The sequence below is a fragment of the Solibacillus merdavium genome (assembly GCF_014836935.1).
Classification (GTDB): domain Bacteria; phylum Bacillota; class Bacilli; order Bacillales_A; family Planococcaceae; genus Solibacillus; species Solibacillus ferritrahens.
In genome coordinates this window covers 138,237-156,946 of the sequence record NZ_JACSPW010000007.1, presented here as the reverse complement: position 1 = coordinate 156,946, position 18,710 = coordinate 138,237, and the positions used below count along the sequence as shown (strand labels likewise).

Genomic DNA, 18,710 nt, shown 5'->3' with positions numbered 1-18,710 from the left:
TCCTGTTATTTCGAACTCACAAGCTTTTTTTGATTTCCTGTCACTTCCACAAAGGCTTGCATTGCGGCATTGTCATACGTTAATCCATTTAATTTATACTCATCAATTTTTTCCAACATTTCTTTATAATCTACCGGCACAACTTTCACGAATTGAGGAACGAATTGCTCCCACTTCGCTAAAACATCAAGTGCATAAGAGCTATCTGTCTCCTCTAAATGCTGAATAATGAGTTGGCGAACTGATTCGATTTCAGCTGCATCCGAAAGCTTTTCGAATTGAATCATTTCCATATTGCACTGTGCTTTAAATTTCTCTTCGTCGCTCGGTAAAATGTAGCCTATACCTCCAGACATCCCCGCACCAAAGTTTTGGCCTACATCACCCAATACAACAATTTTCCCACCAGTCATATACTCGCACCCATGATCGCCTATTCCTTCTACAACAATTTGTGCACCGGAATTACGAACACCGAAGCGATGCCCTGCTTGCCCGTTAATGAACGCCTGCCCGCTTGTCGCACCGTATAAGCAAACATTCCCTGCAATAACGTTTTTCTCTTGCTCCCCTTTTATTGGAGCGATTGCTACTACTTTACCGCCTGATAGACCTTTTCCAAAGTAGTCGTTGACATCTCCTACTACCCGCATAGCCATACCACGTGGAGTAAAGGCACCAAAACTTTGACCAGCATGACCTGTAAACGTTAAATTAATTGTATTTAACGGCAGCCCTGCTTCTCCATATTTCCTTGAAATCTCACTACCGACAATCGTCCCCATAACTCGGTCTGTATTTTTAATTGGGTAACTTAATTCTATGCGCTCTTTTTCTTCAATAGCCTTTGTGACCTTTGGCAATAGCTCGCGCATATCAAAGCTTTCTTCAATTTGATGATTCTGTTGTTGCTGCTTCGTACGCGTACCTTGCATTTGATGTAACAATGCGGATAAATCCAATTGACTTGCTTTCCAATGTTTTGCCGTACGTTCAGAAATTTGAAGAACATCAGTACGTCCAACCATTTCTTCTACAGTTCGGAAGCCTAAAATACTCATATATTCACGCATTTCTTCTGCTACAAAGCGCATATAGTTTACAACATGATCTGCATTCCCCATAAATTTAGCACGCAGTTCTGGATTTTGCGTTGCTACTCCTACCGGACAAGTATCCAGATGACAAGCACGCATCATAACACAGCCTAATACGATTAATGGTGCTGTTGCAAAACCGTATTCTTCTGCACCTAGCAATGCTGCCATTACGACATCCTTACCTGTCATTAGCTTTCCGTCTGTTTCTAACGTTACACGATCTCTTAGTCCGTTTAGCATTAACGTTTGATGTGCCTCAGCCAGACCTAGCTCCCATGGCAAACCTGTATGTTTAATCGAAGTTTTTGGCGAAGCACCTGTACCTCCGTCATAGCCTGAGATTACGATAACGTCTGCTGCACCCTTTGCTACACCCGCCGCTATAGTTCCAACCCCTGCCTTTGCTACAAGCTTCACCGAGATTCTTGCATAGCGGTTAGCGTTTTTCAGATCGTGAATAAGCTCTGCCATATCTTCAATTGAATAAATATCATGGTGAGGTGGTGGAGAAATTAATCCTACCCCTGGAGTCGATCCGCGTACTTCCGCTACCCATGGATATACTTTATTGCCAGGCAATTGACCGCCTTCTCCTGGTTTTGCACCTTGCGCCATTTTGATTTGTAATTCATCAGCGTTTACTAAATAATGCGATTTCACACCAAAGCGTCCCGATGCAATTTGTTTAATGCTTGAACGACGGTTATCGCCATTTGCATCTAATTTGTAGCGCGCTGGATCCTCGCCGCCTTCTCCTGAATTTGAGCGTGCCCCTAAACGATTCATCGCAATCGCTAACGTTTCATGTGCTTCTTTTGATAATGAACCGTAAGACATCGCACCCGATTTAAATCTTTTTACGATAGAATCAACAGATTCCACTTCTTCAATCGGTAGTCGACGTTCTGCTTTTTTGAAGTCAAATAAGTTACGTAAAAAGCCGATTCGTTCTTCATTTGCCATTTCTGCATACATGCGGTATAGACCGTAATCATTTTTTCGTGTTGCCCACTGTAGTGTATGAATTGTTTTTGGATTGAACGCATGATGTTCACCATCTGCACGCCATTGGAAATCAGAGCCTGACTGCAACTGATCTGTCATTGATTTCATTGCTGCTTCATGACGGCGTTTTGCTTCTTCTCCGATTGTTGTCAAATCAATCCCATCAATTTGTGAAGCCGTACCTGTGAAATATTCATCTATTACAGCTTTTGAAATTCCCACTGCCTCGAAAATTTGAGCACCGCGATATGATTGAACCGTTGAAATGCCCATTTTGGACATTACTTTTACGACACCTTCCGCTGCACCTTTTCGGAACTTTTGCATTGCTTTTTCAAAAGGAATTGATAAGTGTTCATTTTCAATCGCTTCTTCAATTGTTGCATACGCTAAGTACGGATGAATCGCATCAACACCGAAACCGATCAATGCTGCAAAATGGTGCACTTCACGAACTTCCGCACTGTTTACAACGATACTTGCTTTTGTTCTAAGCCCTATGCGGATTAAATATTGATGGACAGTACTAGCTGCTAATAATACCGGTATTGTTAATTGTGTTGCATCTTCCAAATAATCCGATAGCACAATAATTGTTCGTCCACCAAAAATCGCTGCTTCTGCTTCAGTCTTAATACGGTTAAGCTCACTTTCCAAATTTTCCGTAAATTTAAGTGAGATTTCAGCTACTTTAAATGCTTCTTCTTCATTATTTAAAAGCAGCTCGTACTCTGCAGTCGATAGCACTGGTGTTTCTAAAAAAATACGCTTTGCATTTTGTTCGTTCGGATGCAATAAATCTCCTTCCGCACCTAATAGAGTCATCGTAGAAGTAACTACATGCTCTCGAATGGAATCGATTGGCGGATTGGTAACTTGTGCAAAGAGCTGTTTAAAATAGTTGAATAATGATTGTGGTCGATCTGATAATACAGCTAGCGGAGAATCATTCCCCATTGAACCAAGCGGATCTTTTCCTTCTTTTGCTAGCGGTACAATATATTTTTGAACATCTTCAAAAGTATAGCCATGGATCTTTTGTCGTAAAGTGATGTCATTTAATTCAACAATCTTTTCATCTTTTGCTTTAAGCTCTATCATGTTTTCTTTTAACCATGCAGCATACGGTTTCGCTGCTGCCATTTGAGATTTCAGTTCTTCATCCGAGATGATTTTCCCTTGCTCCAAATCGATTAATAACATACGCCCTGGACTTAAACGGTCCTTGTATAAAATATCTTCTTCTGCATAATCAACAACACCTGTTTCAGAAGAGAAAATGACATGATCATCTTTTGTGACATAAAGTCTTCCTGGACGTAAGCCGTTTCTATCCAATATTGCTCCAATTTGTCTACCATCCGTGAAGCAAATAGCTGTCGGTCCATCCCATGGTTCCATTAAACTAGCATGATATTGATAAAATGCTTTACGGTCTTCTTCAATGCGCGGATTTTCCGTCCATGGCTCAGGAATCATCATCATCGCTGCCTCGGCCGGTGAGCGTCCTGCTAATACTAAAAATTCGAACGCATTATCAAGCATGGAAGAATCTGAGCCTGTTGCATCGATAATTGGTAACAGCTTTTGCAAATCCTCTCCAAAAACCTGTGATACAAATTGTTGCTCACGTGCCCGCATCCAGTTAATATTCCCACGTAATGTGTTAATCTCACCATTATGAATGATGTAACGATTTGGATGCGCGCGTTTCCAGGACGGAAATGTGTTCGTCGAGTAACGTGAATGAACAAGCGCTAAAGCAGAAACAAAGCTTTCATGTTGTAAGTCAATATAAAATTCACTTACTTCTTCCGGCGCCAATAAACCTTTAAATACCATTGTTTGACTTGAAAGACTTGGGATATAAAGTTCGAAACCTTGCTCAACCGCCCAATGTTCCAATTGTTTACGTATAATATATAATTTCCGTTCAAATATTTGTTGATTTTGTGAATGAGCTTTTATAAATACTTGTCGTACAACCGGTGCAGTAGATTTTGCAATTTCACTTAAATTTTCTTTATTGATGGGAGCAGTTCGCCAACCGATAAGTTCCTGACCCTCTTGTTGGATTAATTCGTTCATTTTTTGTTCGATTTTCGTACGTTCGATTTCATCGTTCGTAAAGAAAATTTGCCCTACACCGTAAGCTCCTTTTTCAGGTAAGTTAATTTCCGGACAATTTAATTTAAAGAAGTCATGTGGAATTTGTACCATTAATCCTGCTCCGTCGCCTGTCTTACCGTCCCCTCCACGTCCAGCACGATGCTCTAAACGACATAACATTTCTAAACCTTTTTTTACAATCGTATGTGATGGTTTCCCTTTTATGTTAGCGTACATTCCGATGCCACACGCGTCATGTTCAAACTGTGGATTATATAAACCTTGTGCTCCTGGCAACTGGTGAAAACTCATATTAATTCCCCCTCATTCTTTCAATAACGTATTTACATTTTAAAGTTTTCGAAATAATATAAACAATATATAGTTTGGATATAAACAATCTATTTTTTAGATGAATGGGGTGGGATTAGTGGAACTAAGACAATTACGTTACTTTGTCGAGGTAGCAGAACGAGAACATATTTCAGAGGCAGCTGAGCATCTACACGTTGCCCAGTCTGCAATCAGCAGACAAATCGCCAATTTAGAAGAAGAGCTTGGAGCCGCACTTTTCGAGCGTATTGGACGTAACGTCAAACTGACACCAATTGGTAAAACTTTTTTGGAACATAGCATTGCCGCACTGAAGGCAATTGATTTTGCCGCTAAACAAGTGGAAGAATACCTAGACCCGGCAAAAGGGGTTATTAAAGTTGGGTTTCCAACAAGTCTAGCAAGCTATGTATTACCATCAGTCATTTCCGCATTCAAAAAGGAATATCCGGACATCGCTTTCCATTTGCGCCAAGGTTCTTATAAATATTTAATCGAAGCCGTTAAAAATCGGGAACTTAATTTAGCGTTATTAGGCCCTTTACCCCCTAAAGATGAATCAATTAATACAACAGTTTTATTTAGCGAAAGTATTCATGCATTACTGCCTGCAACACATCCATTGGCAAAAAGGGATACGATTAATTTAGTCGATTTACGAACTGATCAATTTGTCCTTTTTCCAGAAGGTTATATATTAAATAAAGTAGCTGTCGACGCTTGCCGCTCTGTAGGTTTTATGCCAACCATTACTTCAGAAGGAGAAGATATGGACGCTTTGAAAGGGCTTGTAGCAGCTGGAATTGGGGTCACACTTTTACCAGAAAGCTCTTTATACGATTCCACACCTCGTATGACAGTAAAAGTACCCATTGCTACTCCATCCATAAGACGGACAGTCGGCATTATTGCACCATCGACCCGCGACCTCGCCCCATCTGAACAAGTATTTGTAGATTTTGTGTCTAAATTTTACTCACGTTTAACAAGATTCCAATGAAAAAAAGAGATTAGTTGAGAATCTTCTCAGCTAATCTCTTTGCAGTAAGTGCCTAAATAAAGCAACTCCATATATTTTATTCGCCTGAAACTGGTACTACAGAGCCGCCCCATTCTTCAAGGATAAAATCTTGAATTTCTTTTGAACGTAATGCATCTACTAATGCTTTAATTTCTTTAGAATCCTCTTCACCAGACTTTACAGCAATAATATTTACATACGGTGATTCACTTGATTCGATTGCGATTGAATCTTCCAGTGGGTTAATGCCATTATCAATTGCAAAGTTCGAGTTGATTAATACAGCATCACCTTCTTCATTTTCATACATTTGCACTAATAGTTCAGCTGCAGTGTTTGCATCAAATACGAAGTTTTTCGGATTATCTACGATGTCTTTTGTTTCTGCTTTTGTTTTATCAATACCATCTGCTAATGTAATTAGACCTTGTGCTTCAAGTAATGAAAGCATACGTCCATGATCTGCTACTGAGTTTGACAGTAAAATCGTTGCCCCTTCAGGAAGCTCTTCTAAAGATTTGTATTTTTTAGAGTAAACACCGATTGGCTCGATGTGAATACCACCAGCATTTGCAAAATCATAATCGAAATCTGCTTTTTGTGCTTCGAAGTACGGAATGTGCTGGAAGTAGTTTGCGTCTATATCACCATTTTCTAGATCTTGGTTCGGAAGGACATAATCTGTATATGTAGCAATCTCCAGCTCAATGCCTTGTTCCTCTAAAATTGGTTTTACTTTTTCTAAGATTACCGCGTGCGGTGTATTTGAAGCACCGACTTTTAGTGTATCGTCATCTCCTCCACATGCTGCTAATGCTAAGACTGAAGCTCCTAAAATAATGCTTGATAATAATTTTTTCATCTGTTTTTACCCCTATCTCTATTTGTTATTTTTAGCCATTATTAACCGAACAATTTTTATATTCAGTAAATTGAATGTATAAACGCGCACTCTTGTAAGTTTGCGTTTATTATTGTTCAAAAAACTTTGGCTTATATAATTATGACCTGTAAGTCACGAACTATCGTTTATCCACTTTTACCGTAATAAAGTCACCAATATATTGAATAATGAATACTACAACTAATATTAAGACTGTCGCCATAAGCGTGACATCTGTACGGTTACGCTGGAATCCATCAAGGAACGCCAAATTCCCTAGTCCACCTGCTCCAATAATGCCAGCCATTGCTGTATAGCCGACTAAAGCAACTGCTGTTACTGTTATACCGGAAATTAGTGCTGGTAAGCTTTCCGGAATTAGTACTTTCCAAATAATAGTCGATGTTTTGGCTCCCATCGAGCGCGCTGCTTCGATAACACCTTTATCAATTTCTCTTAGTGCGATTAATACCATGCGGGCATAAAATGGTGCCGCTCCGATAATAAGCGCTGGTAATGCTGCATTGGCACCCCGAATTGTTCCCAGTAAAAACTTTGTAAATGGAATTAACAAAATAATTAATACGATAAAAGGAATCGAACGGAAAATATTTACGAGTGATCCTGTTAAAAAGTGAACGATTTTATTTGCCCATAACTGGTTGTCACTTGTTAAAAACAATACAATTCCTATTAGAATTCCGAGGATAAATGTAATGACTGTCGCTACAGCTGTCATATAAACAGTTTCGTATGTTGCATCAAGCATTTTACCCCAGTCAACGTTCGGAAATAATTGATTAAGCATGCTCAATCACCTCCGTTTGAATTTCCTGCTTAGTTAAGAAGTTTAATGCCTTCTCTACTTCATGTTGCTCACCATCGATATGAATAAATAACGTACCGAATGAACCGCCAGTTGTATTGGAGATTTTCCCGTGTACGATATTAACAACTACGTCAAATTGCTTGATCATCTGAGAGATAACCGGCTGTTCTGTAGTTGCCTCTGCAAATGTTAATTTGGCAATTTTCCCTGCTGGATAGTTCGCTAAGATTTGCTCTAGTGAGGCTTGCATTTCCTGTGTTTCCCCAGAAGCCTGTGAAACGAAATTTTTTGTGATCGGCGCTTGTGGATTTTGGAAAACCTGTAGCACATCTCCCTGTTCCACTACTTTCCCTTCCTCCATAACAGCCACACGGTTACAGATTTTGCGAATAACATGCATTTCATGGGTAATCAATACAATTGTTAAACCGATCTTTTTATTAATATCCAGTAATAGCTCTAAAATCGAATCCGTCGTCTCAGGATCAAGTGCTGAAGTGGCTTCATCACATAGTAGAACTTCCGGGTTGTTCGCTAATGCGCGGGCTATACCGACACGTTGTTTTTGACCACCTGAAAGTTGAGATGGATAGGCTTTTCCTCTTCCTTTTAAACCTACAAGTTCAATAAGCTCTTCTACTCGCTTTTCACGCTGAGTTTTTGAAACACCTGCGATTTCAAGAGGAAATGCGATATTTTCTTCGACTGTACGTGACCAAAGCAAATTGAAATGCTGAAATATCATACTAATTTTTTGGCGTGCTTCTCTTAACTTTGCCCCTGAAGCTTTAGAAATATCCTGTCCACCTACAATAACTGAACCTGTTGAAGGTTTTTCCAGACCATTTAATAGGCGGATCATTGTACTTTTACCAGCACCACTGTAGCCGATAATACCGTATATTTCTCCTTTTTTTATGGATAAGCTAACATTGTCTACCGCTGTAAGCTCACCGTTTTTTGTGTTATATACTTTCGTGATATTTTGTATATCAATCATGCGTTGTACCCCTTCTCTTGAAATAACCTACCTGTAATTTCAATATAATGTTTTTGGTGTTTTTTTCGCATCTTCGAAAATAAAATTACACCAAAAAAACCTTCCTACTCACGACAAGTAGAAAGGTTTCACATAAAAATTTATACGGTAAACCGTTCTCTCATCTTTCAAAGTTTAAACTTTGTGTGAATTGGCACCTTTGCATAAAATGCTGGTTGCCGGGCTTCATAGGGCACTTCCCTCCACCTCTCTTTATAAGAGTAACGTTATTAAGTTTTATTATTATGTCTGTTACTTTATCATGCTAAAGAGAAGACGTCAATTACTTTTTTAATATTTCATACAAAAATGGTACGGATTTAAATGCATATAACTTTTTTGTCACTTTTCCATTCTCAGAAACAATTAAACAAGGTACGCTTTCAATTTTCAAATCGTTGGCCAAACCCTCTATATAATTGATATTTGCCATACCTAATGGTAAATCTGGTAGTAATTTTTCAATTACTTTTAGCATTTTTTCAGATATCTCACAAGTACCACACATTGGAGTGTATAGAAAAAATGCTGTTTGATCATATTGTTGTATATTTTGTTCCCACTGCTCTCTTGACCATTGTTCCATATATAAGTCATCCTTCTTTTATTGAAAATTTTGCTTGTATTAATAAGTTCCGTAAAATTATAGTAGGCGTTTTTTCAACCTCTACATATTCTTGAGGTATGATAAGCTGTTTTACTTCAGGATATGCTCGGTTCATTAGTTTTCTTAACTTTTCACCATTCTTGTCTGCATCAAACATTGTTACAATTTCATAATGCTCATAGTCTTCTAGTAATTCGATTAAATTGACTTCGCTTATTGTTCCGTTTGTACAAAGAATAGTAACTTCTTCAGCCAATAGGGGGATTAACCTCATTTTATCAGCTCGTCCTTCAACTACAATGCATTTTCCCATAAAGATACGCTTCCTTTCATCAATTACGGCTATCTATACAATATCAAAAAAACACCAAAACCTTTAACTTTTAGGCTTTGGTGTTGAAATATTTATTGTTCAATTAATGCAGAATAAGCATCTGCATCCATTAATTCTTCAACTTCTGCATCGTTTGTTACTTCAATCGTAACCATCCAAGCAGTTCCGTATGGAGATTCATTTACGTATTCTGGGTTGTCTAAAAGTTCTTCGTTAATAGCAACAACTTTACCTGAGATTGGCGCATAAAGTTCCGAAACAGTTTTAACAGATTCTACACTGCCGAATGGCTGATCCTTTGAAATTTCGTCGCCTACTTCCGGTAACTCGACAAACACGATGTCCCCTAATTCAGATTGCGCAAAATCCGTAATCCCGATTGTTGCTTTGCCGTCTTCCATTTTTACCCACTCATGCTCTTTTGAATAAAGTAATTCTTTAGGTGTGCTCATTAAAAAACCTCCATTATTATGTAGTACATTCAACTTCATTTTGCCATATTTCGTTCGGAAATACAACGTGAATACCGGTTTATTTCCATGTTTCCGAGAAGTCAGACTCCTTAAAACCTAATGTTAATTTTTTACCATCTGTTACAATCGGACGCTTAATTAGCATACCATCTGAAGCTAATAACTCCAATTGCTCATCTTCAGACATTGAAGGCAATTTGTCTTTTAGTTCCAGCTCACGATATTTCATACCTGAAGTATTAAAGAATTTCTTTAAAGGTACCCCACTCGCTTCATAATACGCTTTAAGTTGTTCTTTAGTAGGCGTTTGTTCAACAATGTGAATATTTTCATATTGAACATCGTTTTCATCTAACCATTTCTGTGCTTTTTTACATGTAGTACATTTTGGATATTGGATAAATTTCACTGTCATAAATGAACTCCTCTTTACCATTGATTTTCCCTTATTGTAACGGATATAGAAAAACAAATCAAAATTGGAATTACATTGTGGGAGTTATATTGAAATTAATTAATATTAGAAGATTTTTGATGATATTAGAATATCTCGAATGCTTTTTAGAAGTAATCATTTTCTTATTCGAAACTTTTGAAAACATATTAGAAAAACAGCCACTTTTATTAGAACATGCGATTTAAATTAGCACCGTTTAAAGTATATTAGAACTTTTTTCGTTTTATTAGAAAATCTATTCCGTAGAAAAAATCGGATACAGCTTCCTGCATCCGATTATATTCTATCTATTAAACTACATATTTTTCAGCATCGATTAATTTCGCTGCTGCTTCACGCTTTTTCGGAATTAAGTTGTAAGGGTTGTTACGCGTTAATTTACGTAATGCTGATAAGATCATACGTGCATCGTCGCCTTCAACTGAAGCGATTAATGTTTCTTTTGCTTCTTTTTCAATTTCTGCAAATGCTTCTTGGCAGAAGATTTGTGTATAAAGAATTTTTTGTGCCGCTTTTCCTTCACCGTCACGCTCAATTGCTTTTTGTGTACGGATCACTACAGATTCCATTGCATATAATTGGTTCGCAATATTTGCAATGTTTACTAGAATTTCTTGCTCTGCATCTAGTTTGGCACCGTAGCGTTGTGCTGCTGCACCTGCTGCAAGTACAGCAATTTTCTTCGCATTTTTCACTAAATATTTTTCTTGCTCTAATGCTTCGTTACCGATTTCTTCCGGCATAAGCATTAATAATTCATTTTGTAATTCCTGTGCTACTTGTAATAGAGGTAATTCACCTTTTAGCGCTTTTTTCATGAAAGTGCCTGGCACGATCATACGGTTAATTTCATTTGTACCTTCGAAAATACGGTTAATACGAGAGTCACGGTAAATGCGTTCCACTTCGTACTCAGCCATAAAGCCGTAACCACCGTGTAACTGAACCGCTTCATCCGCTACGAAATCCAGTGTTTCAGAACCGAATACTTTTGCGATTGAGCACTCAATAGCATACTCAGCGATTGCTGCTGCGATTGATTTGCCGTCTTTTTGCTCTTCATCAGATAACTGGCTTAAGCGATCTTCGAAGTAACCAACTGTACGATAGTTTAAAGATTCTGATGCATAAATGTGAGAAGCCATTGATGCAATCTTTTCTTTTGTTAGGTTGAAATCCGATAATTTAGTTTTGAATTGTTGACGTTGGTTCGTATAAGCTACTGCTAATTCAAATGCACGTTTAGATGCACCTACAGTACCTACCCCTAATTTATAACGTCCAATATTTAAGATGTTGAATGCGATAATATGACCGCGCCCTACTTCACCAAGTAAGTTTTCTACCGGCACTTGTGCGTCTTCTAAAATTAACGTACGAGTAGAAGAAGATTTAATCCCCATTTTCTTTTCTTCCGGACCAACTGAAACTCCAGGGTATGAACGCTCAACGATGAAAGCTGTAAATTTATCGCCATCGATTTTAGCGTACACAACGAATACATCTGCAAAGCCTGCATTTGTAATCCATTGTTTTTCACCATTTAATACATAGTGTGTACCTGCTTCATTTAATTTGGCAGTTGTTTTTGCACCTAATGCGTCAGAACCTGAACCTGGTTCTGTTAATGCATATGCCGCAATTAACTCACCTGAAGCTAATTTCGGTAAATATTGAGTTTTTTGCTCATGGTTACCGAATAATACGATTGGTAATGAACCGATACCAACATGTGCACCGTGAGTAATTGAGAACCCGCCTGCTGGAGACATTTTTTCAGCGATTAATGCCGAGGAAATTTTGTCTAAGCCAAGACCTTCGTATTCTTCTGGTACGTCAGCTGCAAGTAAACCTAGTTCCCCAGCTGTTTTTAATAGACGTACTGAATGATCAAACTCATGATGCTCTAAGTTTTCAACAACTGGTAATACTTCATTCGTAACATACTCCTGAGTTGTTTGGGCAATCATTTTTTGCTCATCTGTAAAGTCTTCAGGTGTAAATACTCGGTTGATTTCCACGTCCTCGATTAAGAAGCCGCCACCTTTAATAATGCTATTTGTTGTTTGTTCCATAATAAATTCCTCCCTATTTTCCTTTGTGAATTACAATACTTCAAATACCCCTGCTGCACCCATACCGCCGCCGATACACATCGTTACAACACCATATTTTCCACCGCGACGTTTTAGTTCGTTAATTAGTTTTACTGTTAGGATTGCACCGGTTGCTCCAAGCGGATGACCTAATGCAATGGCACCACCGTTAACATTCACTTTATCAATGTCAATACCTAATTCACGTACTACCTGAATTGATTGCGATGCGAACGCTTCGTTAATTTCCCATAAATCTACTTGATCTTGAGTTATCCCTGCAATTTCTAATGCTTTTGGTACCGCTACGATTGGTCCGATACCCATTACTTCCGGTGGAACTCCACCTACAGCGAAACCTAAAAACTTAGCAAGTGGCTTCATCCCTTGTTTTTCTGCTTCTTCACGATCCATTACTAATACTGCTGCTGCACCGTCAGAAGTTTGTGAAGCATTCCCTGCTGTTACAGAACCTTTTACATTGAAGGCTGGGCGTAATTTTGCCAGCGTTTCAACCGAAGTACCTGGACGAACCCCTTCATCTGTATCAAATATTATTGTCTTTTCTTTTAGTTGATTGTTTTCATCGACATAGTACTCCGTAACTTCTACCGGTACGATTTCGTCTTTGAATTTACCTTCTTTAATTGCTTTTTCAGCTAACTCATGTGAGCGTACAGCAAAAGCATCCTGATCTTCGCGAGTTACATTGTAGCGATTTGCCACTTCCTCTGCTGTATGCCCCATCCCGATATAATATTGTGGTGCATCTTCAGCTAACTTAGGATTTAAGCGCACAGTATTGCCTGTCATCGGAATCATACTCATCGATTCCGTACCCCCAGCAACGATTGCCTTTGAATGACCAAGCATAATACGCTCAGCTGCATACGCAATTGTTTGTAATCCTGATGAACAGAAGCGATTTACTGTTAATGCTGGTGTTGTATCTGGAAGACCTGCCAATGCTCCTACTAAGCGGGCAACGTTCATTCCTTGCTCTGCTTCAGGCATCGCACATCCCATAATTAAATCGTCAATTGGTCCTTCATAGCCCGCACGTTTTAACGTTTCTTTTACTACAACTGCACCAAAATCATCGGGTCTAGTATTTGCCAAAGTTCCTTTTTTCGCACGTCCAATCGGTGTTCGTGCTCCTGCAACGATAACGGCTTCACGCATAATGATGTTTCCCCCTTGTGATTAGCTAGCAAGTAAACTCGTAATCTGCCTGCCAGCGACATATTCTCAACATACCGTTGATTTCATTTCGGCGAACACTTCCGGGAGCGTGGTCTGAAACAGCTGTCTCATACGAACGCTTATCCAGAGGTGTCCTTGCCTATATTCCATATCAAAGTGATTTTTAATAGTTCAAATATTAGTTACGTAACGGCTTTCCTTTTACTAGCATGTGCTGCATACGCATTTGCGATTTTTGGTCTGCTACTAGTTCTAGGAACGCTTGTTTTTCCAAGTTTAATAAATACTCTTCTGATACTTCAGTTCCATATGGTACTTTGCCGCCTGCGATGACATATGCCAGCTTTTTAGCGATTTTCAAATCGTGTTCTGTAATGTAGCCCGAATCGAACATTCCTTGTGCACCTAATAGTAACGTTGCATAACCTGGCGCACCTACTACTTTTACTTTCCTTTTCACAGGAGGTGTATAGCCAGCTTCAGCTAATGCTAGTGCTGCTTGTTTCGCATCATAGATTAAATGATCTGGGTTAACAGAAATTCCATCTGCGAAGTTTAGGAAATTGTTTTCACGCGCTTCTTCCCCAGATGTCGAAACTTTTGCCATTGCAATTGTTTCAAATACTTTATTAGCAATATGCTGGTAGTCTACTTCTACACCTTGAGGTAAGCCCTTAATGAATTTTTCATAAAGTCCTAAGTTACCGCCGCCGCCTGGGATTAACCCGACGCCTACTTCTACAAGACCCATATATGTTTCTGCAGATGCTTGAATATGTGCAGCCGGTAAACATACTTCTGCACCACCGCCTAATGCCATTTGGAATGGTGCTGCAACAACCGGTTTTGTTGAATATTTAATACGGCGCATTGCCTGCTGGAATGATTTAATAACAAAATCAAGTTCAAAAATATTATCGTCCTGTGCTTCCATTAAAATCATTGCAAGGTTTGCTCCTACACAGAAGTTTTTACCTTGGTTACCGATAACAAGACCTTTAAAGTTCTTCTCAACTTCATCAACCGAAAAGTTAATCATCTGTACAATGTCCAAGCCAATTGCATTTGATTTTGAGTGGAATTCCAGTAATGCAATACCATCGCCTAAATCTATTAAACTTGCACCTGAATTTGATTTAATAACGCCATGCTTTTTCTTATAGCGTCTTAAATCAATTGCCTTTTCATTTACTGGTACTTTTACATATTCCGTACCGTTGTAGTATGCTAAATCTCCATCAATTTCTGTATAGAATGTAGAGAAGCCTTTATCGAGTAATCCGCTCACAAACTCTGGAATTTCACGACCTTCTTCTTTCATTTTTGCTACAGATTTTTCAACTCCGATTGCATCCCACATTTCAAATGGACCTTGTGCCCAGCCGAAGCCCCACTTCATCGCATTATCGATTGCTACGACATCATCTGCAATCTCGCCCATTAACTGCGCTGAGTAAAGTAATGTTGGTGCAAATGAATTCCATAATAATTCGCCTACGCGGTCCTTCGCATAAATTAATACTTTTAATTTACCGCCTGGTCCTTTCGCCTGCTTTGCCATTTCAAGAGATGGTGCAACAAGCTTTTTATTTGGCTCATATTCAAATGTAGATAAATTTAACTGTAAAATTTCTTTTCCTTCTTTTTTGAAGAAGCCTTGACCGGATTTTGCGCCTAACCAACCATTTGAAACCATTTTCTTTAAAATTGGTGACTCTTCAAACACTGCTTGCTCTGCACCTGTCGTTTGGTCGTATACATTTTTTGCAACATGTGCAAATATATCAAGACCTACCACATCCAATGTACGGAATGTTGCAGATTTTGGACGTCCGATTATAGGACCAGTCACTGAATCTACTTCACCTACTGAATAATTGCGCGCTACCATTTCATTCATCGTAACGATTAGACCGTATGTTCCGATACGGTTGGCAATGAAGTTTGGTGTGTCTTTCGCAATTACAACGCCTTTACCTAATACATCCTCACCGAACGATTGCATGAAGTTCACAACTTCAGGCTTTGTAGTATTTGCTGGAATCACTTCTAATAATTTCAGATAACGTGGCGGGTTAAAGAAATGTGTCCCAAGGAAGTGTTCCTGGAAATCTTCTGAGCGCCCTTCTGCCATTGCGTTAATACTTACCCCTGATGTATTTGATGAAACGATCGTCCCTGGCTTACGCACAGCGTCAATCTTTTCAAATAATCCTTTTTTAATATCTAATTTTTCTACGATAACTTCGATAATCCAGTCCACATCTTTCAGTTTCTCTAGATCATCTTCAAAGTTCCCCGGTGTAATTAATGCTAGATTTTTTTTCGCTGAAAGTGGTGCTGGTTTTTGCTTTAGTAATTTTTGCATCGCTGAATTAGCAAAACGATTTTTTACAGCTTTAGAATCAAGTGTTAAACCCTTTGCTTCTTCATCCTTTGTAAGTTCACGTGGTGCGATGTCCAATAATAAAGTTGGAATCCCGATATTTGCTAAATGAGCTGCAATACCTGAACCCATTACCCCTGAACCTAAAACCGCTACTTTTTGAATATTGTAAGACACGAGCACTTCCCCCTTCTCCCTTGAATGAACAGTCATTCATTTTCAAATGAAAAAAAAAACTTCAAACAGCTTTTCTGTTCTTAGTGTAGAGTATTTTGATAATTTACGCAATAATTTTCTCATAATTTTAAATAAAATTATTATTCTTATATTTTTATTGATAGTAAGAACTTGTCTTAAGTTAAATTACTTTTCGTAATCTACTTGTTTCGTGTACAATGTGCTATAAGGAGCGTGATTAATATGCAAGAAATTACAACAATTGAACAATTTACAGAACTAACAAGTAAAGAAAAACCGGTTATCATTAAATTCTTTGCCGGTTGGTGCCCGGACTGCACACGTATGGATATGTTCATCAATCCTATAATTGAAGAATATAATCAATATGATTGGTATTCAATTAACCGTGACAACTTCCCGGACTTAGCGGAGAAATATCAAGTAATGGGTATTCCATCACTATTAATCTTCCAAAATGGTGAAAAGTTAGCTCACTTGCATAGTGCCAATGCTAAATCACCGGCACAAGTTGAAGAATTTTTAAACGCACAGGCTTAATAGTTCTTTTAAGATGAATCCAAAAGTTTACATGCTTTTGGTTCATCTTATTTTTAAGTAAATAACTAGTCAGAATGTAGTTTTCCGATTACAATTGAGTACGTGAAAATTTTCTTATTCAACAGGAGTAAACACTAGTTGGGAGAAAATATGCCTCGGCGGATTTCACGGATTTTTTTATGGATTTTTTTAATTTCGCCGGGCAGAATTTAATAGTAAGAAAGGAATTTTTATGACTTCAGATCAAAGAAAAAAATTGGCGTTACTTATGCTTAACATGTTTATTGCTGTTGGGAGCTTTGGAATTATTATTCCGATTATCCCCTCTTATTTAAAAGAACTTGGGCAAGGCGGAACAGCTGCAGGATTAATTATTGCTATTTTTGCATTTGCACAATTTTTAGTATCGCCAATTGGTGGGAAATGGGCAGATAAATATGGTCGTCGCCCGCTTATTAATATCGGACTACTAACATTAGCAATTTCGATGTTTCTTTTTTACTTCGCCGATTCTATTTGGCTACTTTACTTATCACGCGCAATTGGTGGAATTGGTTGTGCATTTTTAATTCCGGCAATTTACGCATATGTTGCAGATATTACGACGATGGATCAGCGTGCAAAGGGAAATAGCTTTATTTCTGCTTCGATGTCCCTTGGTATTGTTATTGGTCCCGGTATCGGTGGATTTTTGGCGGATTTCGGTTTGAAAACACCGCTTCTAGTATCCGCAATCGTCGGTCTTTTAGCATTTGTAGTATCATACTTTACGCTTAAAGAAAGCTTGGAAGAGATTGTAGAAACTGCAACTCCTCAGCTTATCGATAACAATCAATCAATGATAAAGGATATTATTTTATCGGTTAAAAAGCCTTTCTTCATTCCATTAGTTATTACACTTATTATGAGCTTCGGCTTAATGTCATACGAAACCGTTCTTGGTCTGTATGTCGACGATAAATTTGGTGCAACCCCGCAAGAGATTGCCTTTATGATTACTTCAACAGGATTAATCGGTGTTATTATGCAACTATTCGTTGTCGATCGACTTGTAAAGTCAATTGGGGAAGTAAATGTACTGAAGTTATTTTTAATTGTTACAGCTTCTGGATTTTTCCTTTCTATTATTGCAGGAAGCTATACGATGTTCTTTGCAATTTCGTTATTGATTTTCCTGGCGACATCTATTTTGCGTCCTGTTTTAACGACATTAATTTCAAAAATGGCAGGTAATGAGCAAGGGTTTGCGATGGGTATGAATAATGCTTATATGAGTATTGGAAATATTATGGGTCCTCTTCTTGCAGGTGCATTATATGACATAGATATTTTATATCCATTCATTGCAGGATTGGTTATTTTAATTTTAACGATTATTTTTACATTTATGTGGAAAGGCGTTAAGATTCAAAGAGCAGCATTAAAAGGAGGACATTAATCATGAAAATTATAGTATTTGGTGCTACAGGTGGCGTCGGGCAGCATTTTGTTGAAATGGCTGTTGCAGCCGGACATAGCGTTACAGCTTTTGTCCGTACACCCGAAAAATTAAAAACAACTGGTGTCGACATTATCCAAGGTGATGCATTTAACGCTCAGCAAGTGGCAGATGCAATTGTTGGCCATGAAGCAGTCGTTTCATGCTTAGGCTCTAGCACAGGAATGAAAAAATCAAACGAGCTCGAAACAATGGGCAAAAACATTGCAGATGGCATGGAAAAAGCAGGCGTGAAGCGTTTAGTTTACTGTGCTTCAGCAGGTGTTGATGGTGAAATCCCTGGTATTATGGGTAAAATGATGATGAAAATGTTGGCAAATCCTTTGGCAGATCACCGCGCTGCATTAAACTATTACAAATCAAAAGGTGTTGTCTATACTATTGCACGTCCAATGGGATTAAAAGATGAACCTTTGAAAACAGATTACAAAGAAGCATTTGATACAGTTCCAAAAGGCTCAAGTACGATTCCAAGAGCAAGCGTTGCGCATTTTATGGTAAAGGCGCTGGATGATGAAAAATACGAAAATACTTCAGTTGGCTTATGTAGCTAATTATAAAAAGCGAAAACTACCCCATAGTTGAGGTAGTTTTCGCTT

Annotated in this window: 15 protein-coding genes and 1 riboswitch; of the genes, 4 read left to right on the top strand and 11 right to left on the bottom strand. The window is 38.4% G+C overall.

Features of this window, described 5'->3' with window-relative positions:
• Window positions 1-5 precede the first annotated feature (5 nt).
• A complete protein-coding gene (gltB, locus tag H9632_RS09260; protein ID WP_191703830.1) occupies window positions 6-4,526 on the bottom strand; it encodes a glutamate synthase large subunit in 4,521 nt (1,506 codons plus the stop codon).
• Window positions 4,527-4,644: 118 nt separating this feature from the next.
• On the opposite strand from gltB, the gene H9632_RS09255 reads away from it, so the two are divergent.
• On the top strand, window positions 4,645-5,547 hold the full coding sequence (locus H9632_RS09255) for a LysR family transcriptional regulator (RefSeq protein WP_191703829.1): 903 nt from the start codon (window positions 4,645-4,647) through the stop codon (window positions 5,545-5,547).
• Between the two features lie 76 nt (window positions 5,548-5,623).
• Here H9632_RS09255 and H9632_RS09250 read toward each other — a convergent pair whose 3' ends face one another.
• The 10 genes from H9632_RS09250 to H9632_RS09205 form a co-directional block, all read right to left on the bottom strand.
• Complete coding sequence (locus H9632_RS09250; protein WP_191703828.1) at window positions 5,624-6,430, bottom strand: MetQ/NlpA family ABC transporter substrate-binding protein; 807 nt, start codon at window positions 6,428-6,430, stop codon at window positions 5,624-5,626.
• A 160-nt stretch (window positions 6,431-6,590) separates the two neighbouring features.
• Window positions 6,591-7,259: a methionine ABC transporter permease gene (locus H9632_RS09245; protein WP_191703827.1), complete on the bottom strand. Its 669-nt coding sequence runs from the start codon at window positions 7,257-7,259 to the stop codon at window positions 6,591-6,593.
• A complete protein-coding gene (locus H9632_RS09240) occupies window positions 7,252-8,280 on the bottom strand; it encodes a methionine ABC transporter ATP-binding protein (RefSeq protein WP_191703826.1) in 1,029 nt (342 codons plus the stop codon). Before H9632_RS09240 ends, H9632_RS09245 begins: the two co-directional genes overlap by 8 nt.
• 157 nt (window positions 8,281-8,437) lie before the next feature.
• Window positions 8,438-8,541, bottom strand: a riboswitch (SAM riboswitch).
• A gap of 61 nt (window positions 8,542-8,602) precedes the next feature.
• Window positions 8,603-8,905, bottom strand: coding sequence for a thioredoxin family protein (locus H9632_RS09235; RefSeq protein WP_191703825.1), 303 nt, complete (start codon window positions 8,903-8,905; stop codon window positions 8,603-8,605).
• Between the two features lie 7 nt (window positions 8,906-8,912).
• The gene (locus H9632_RS09230) at window positions 8,913-9,239 is read right to left on the bottom strand and encodes a toprim domain-containing protein (RefSeq protein WP_191703824.1); all 327 of its coding nucleotides are present in this window, start codon (window positions 9,237-9,239) and stop codon (window positions 8,913-8,915) included.
• Between the two features lie 92 nt (window positions 9,240-9,331).
• Window positions 9,332-9,712 (bottom strand): glycine cleavage system protein GcvH, encoded by a 381-nt coding sequence (gcvH, locus tag H9632_RS09225; RefSeq protein ID WP_191703823.1) that lies wholly within the window; start codon window positions 9,710-9,712, stop codon window positions 9,332-9,334.
• 79 nt (window positions 9,713-9,791) lie between these two features.
• Window positions 9,792-10,148, bottom strand: a complete 357-nt coding sequence (locus H9632_RS09220; RefSeq protein WP_191703822.1) for an arsenate reductase family protein — start codon at window positions 10,146-10,148, stop codon at window positions 9,792-9,794.
• A 332-nt stretch (window positions 10,149-10,480) separates the two neighbouring features.
• Window positions 10,481-12,265 (bottom strand): acyl-CoA dehydrogenase family protein, encoded by a 1,785-nt coding sequence (locus tag H9632_RS09215; protein ID WP_191703821.1) that lies wholly within the window; start codon window positions 12,263-12,265, stop codon window positions 10,481-10,483.
• A 30-nt stretch (window positions 12,266-12,295) separates the two neighbouring features.
• Window positions 12,296-13,468 carry an acetyl-CoA C-acetyltransferase gene (locus H9632_RS09210; protein ID WP_191699822.1) on the bottom strand — a complete coding sequence of 391 codons (1,173 nt, stop codon included), beginning with the start codon at window positions 13,466-13,468 and terminating at the stop codon, window positions 12,296-12,298.
• Window positions 13,469-13,667: 199 nt separating this feature from the next.
• Window positions 13,668-16,052: a 3-hydroxyacyl-CoA dehydrogenase/enoyl-CoA hydratase family protein gene (locus tag H9632_RS09205; protein WP_191703820.1), complete on the bottom strand. Its 2,385-nt coding sequence runs from the start codon at window positions 16,050-16,052 to the stop codon at window positions 13,668-13,670.
• Between the two features lie 243 nt (window positions 16,053-16,295).
• Here H9632_RS09205 and H9632_RS09200 point away from each other — a divergent pair, with 243 nt between their 5' ends.
• The 3 genes from H9632_RS09200 to H9632_RS09190 all read left to right on the top strand — a co-directional run bounded on the left by H9632_RS09200 (window position 16,296) and on the right by H9632_RS09190 (window position 18,665).
• Entirely contained in the window at window positions 16,296-16,613 is a 318-nt protein-coding gene (locus H9632_RS09200; protein ID WP_191703819.1) for a thioredoxin family protein, read from the top strand.
• A 232-nt stretch (window positions 16,614-16,845) separates the two neighbouring features.
• Window positions 16,846-18,051 (top strand): MFS transporter, encoded by a 1,206-nt coding sequence (locus H9632_RS09195; RefSeq protein WP_191703818.1) that lies wholly within the window; start codon window positions 16,846-16,848, stop codon window positions 18,049-18,051.
• A 2-nt stretch (window positions 18,052-18,053) separates the two neighbouring features.
• Window positions 18,054-18,665, top strand: a complete 612-nt coding sequence (locus H9632_RS09190) for an NAD(P)-dependent oxidoreductase (protein ID WP_191703817.1) — start codon at window positions 18,054-18,056, stop codon at window positions 18,663-18,665.
• Window positions 18,666-18,710 lie beyond the last annotated feature (45 nt).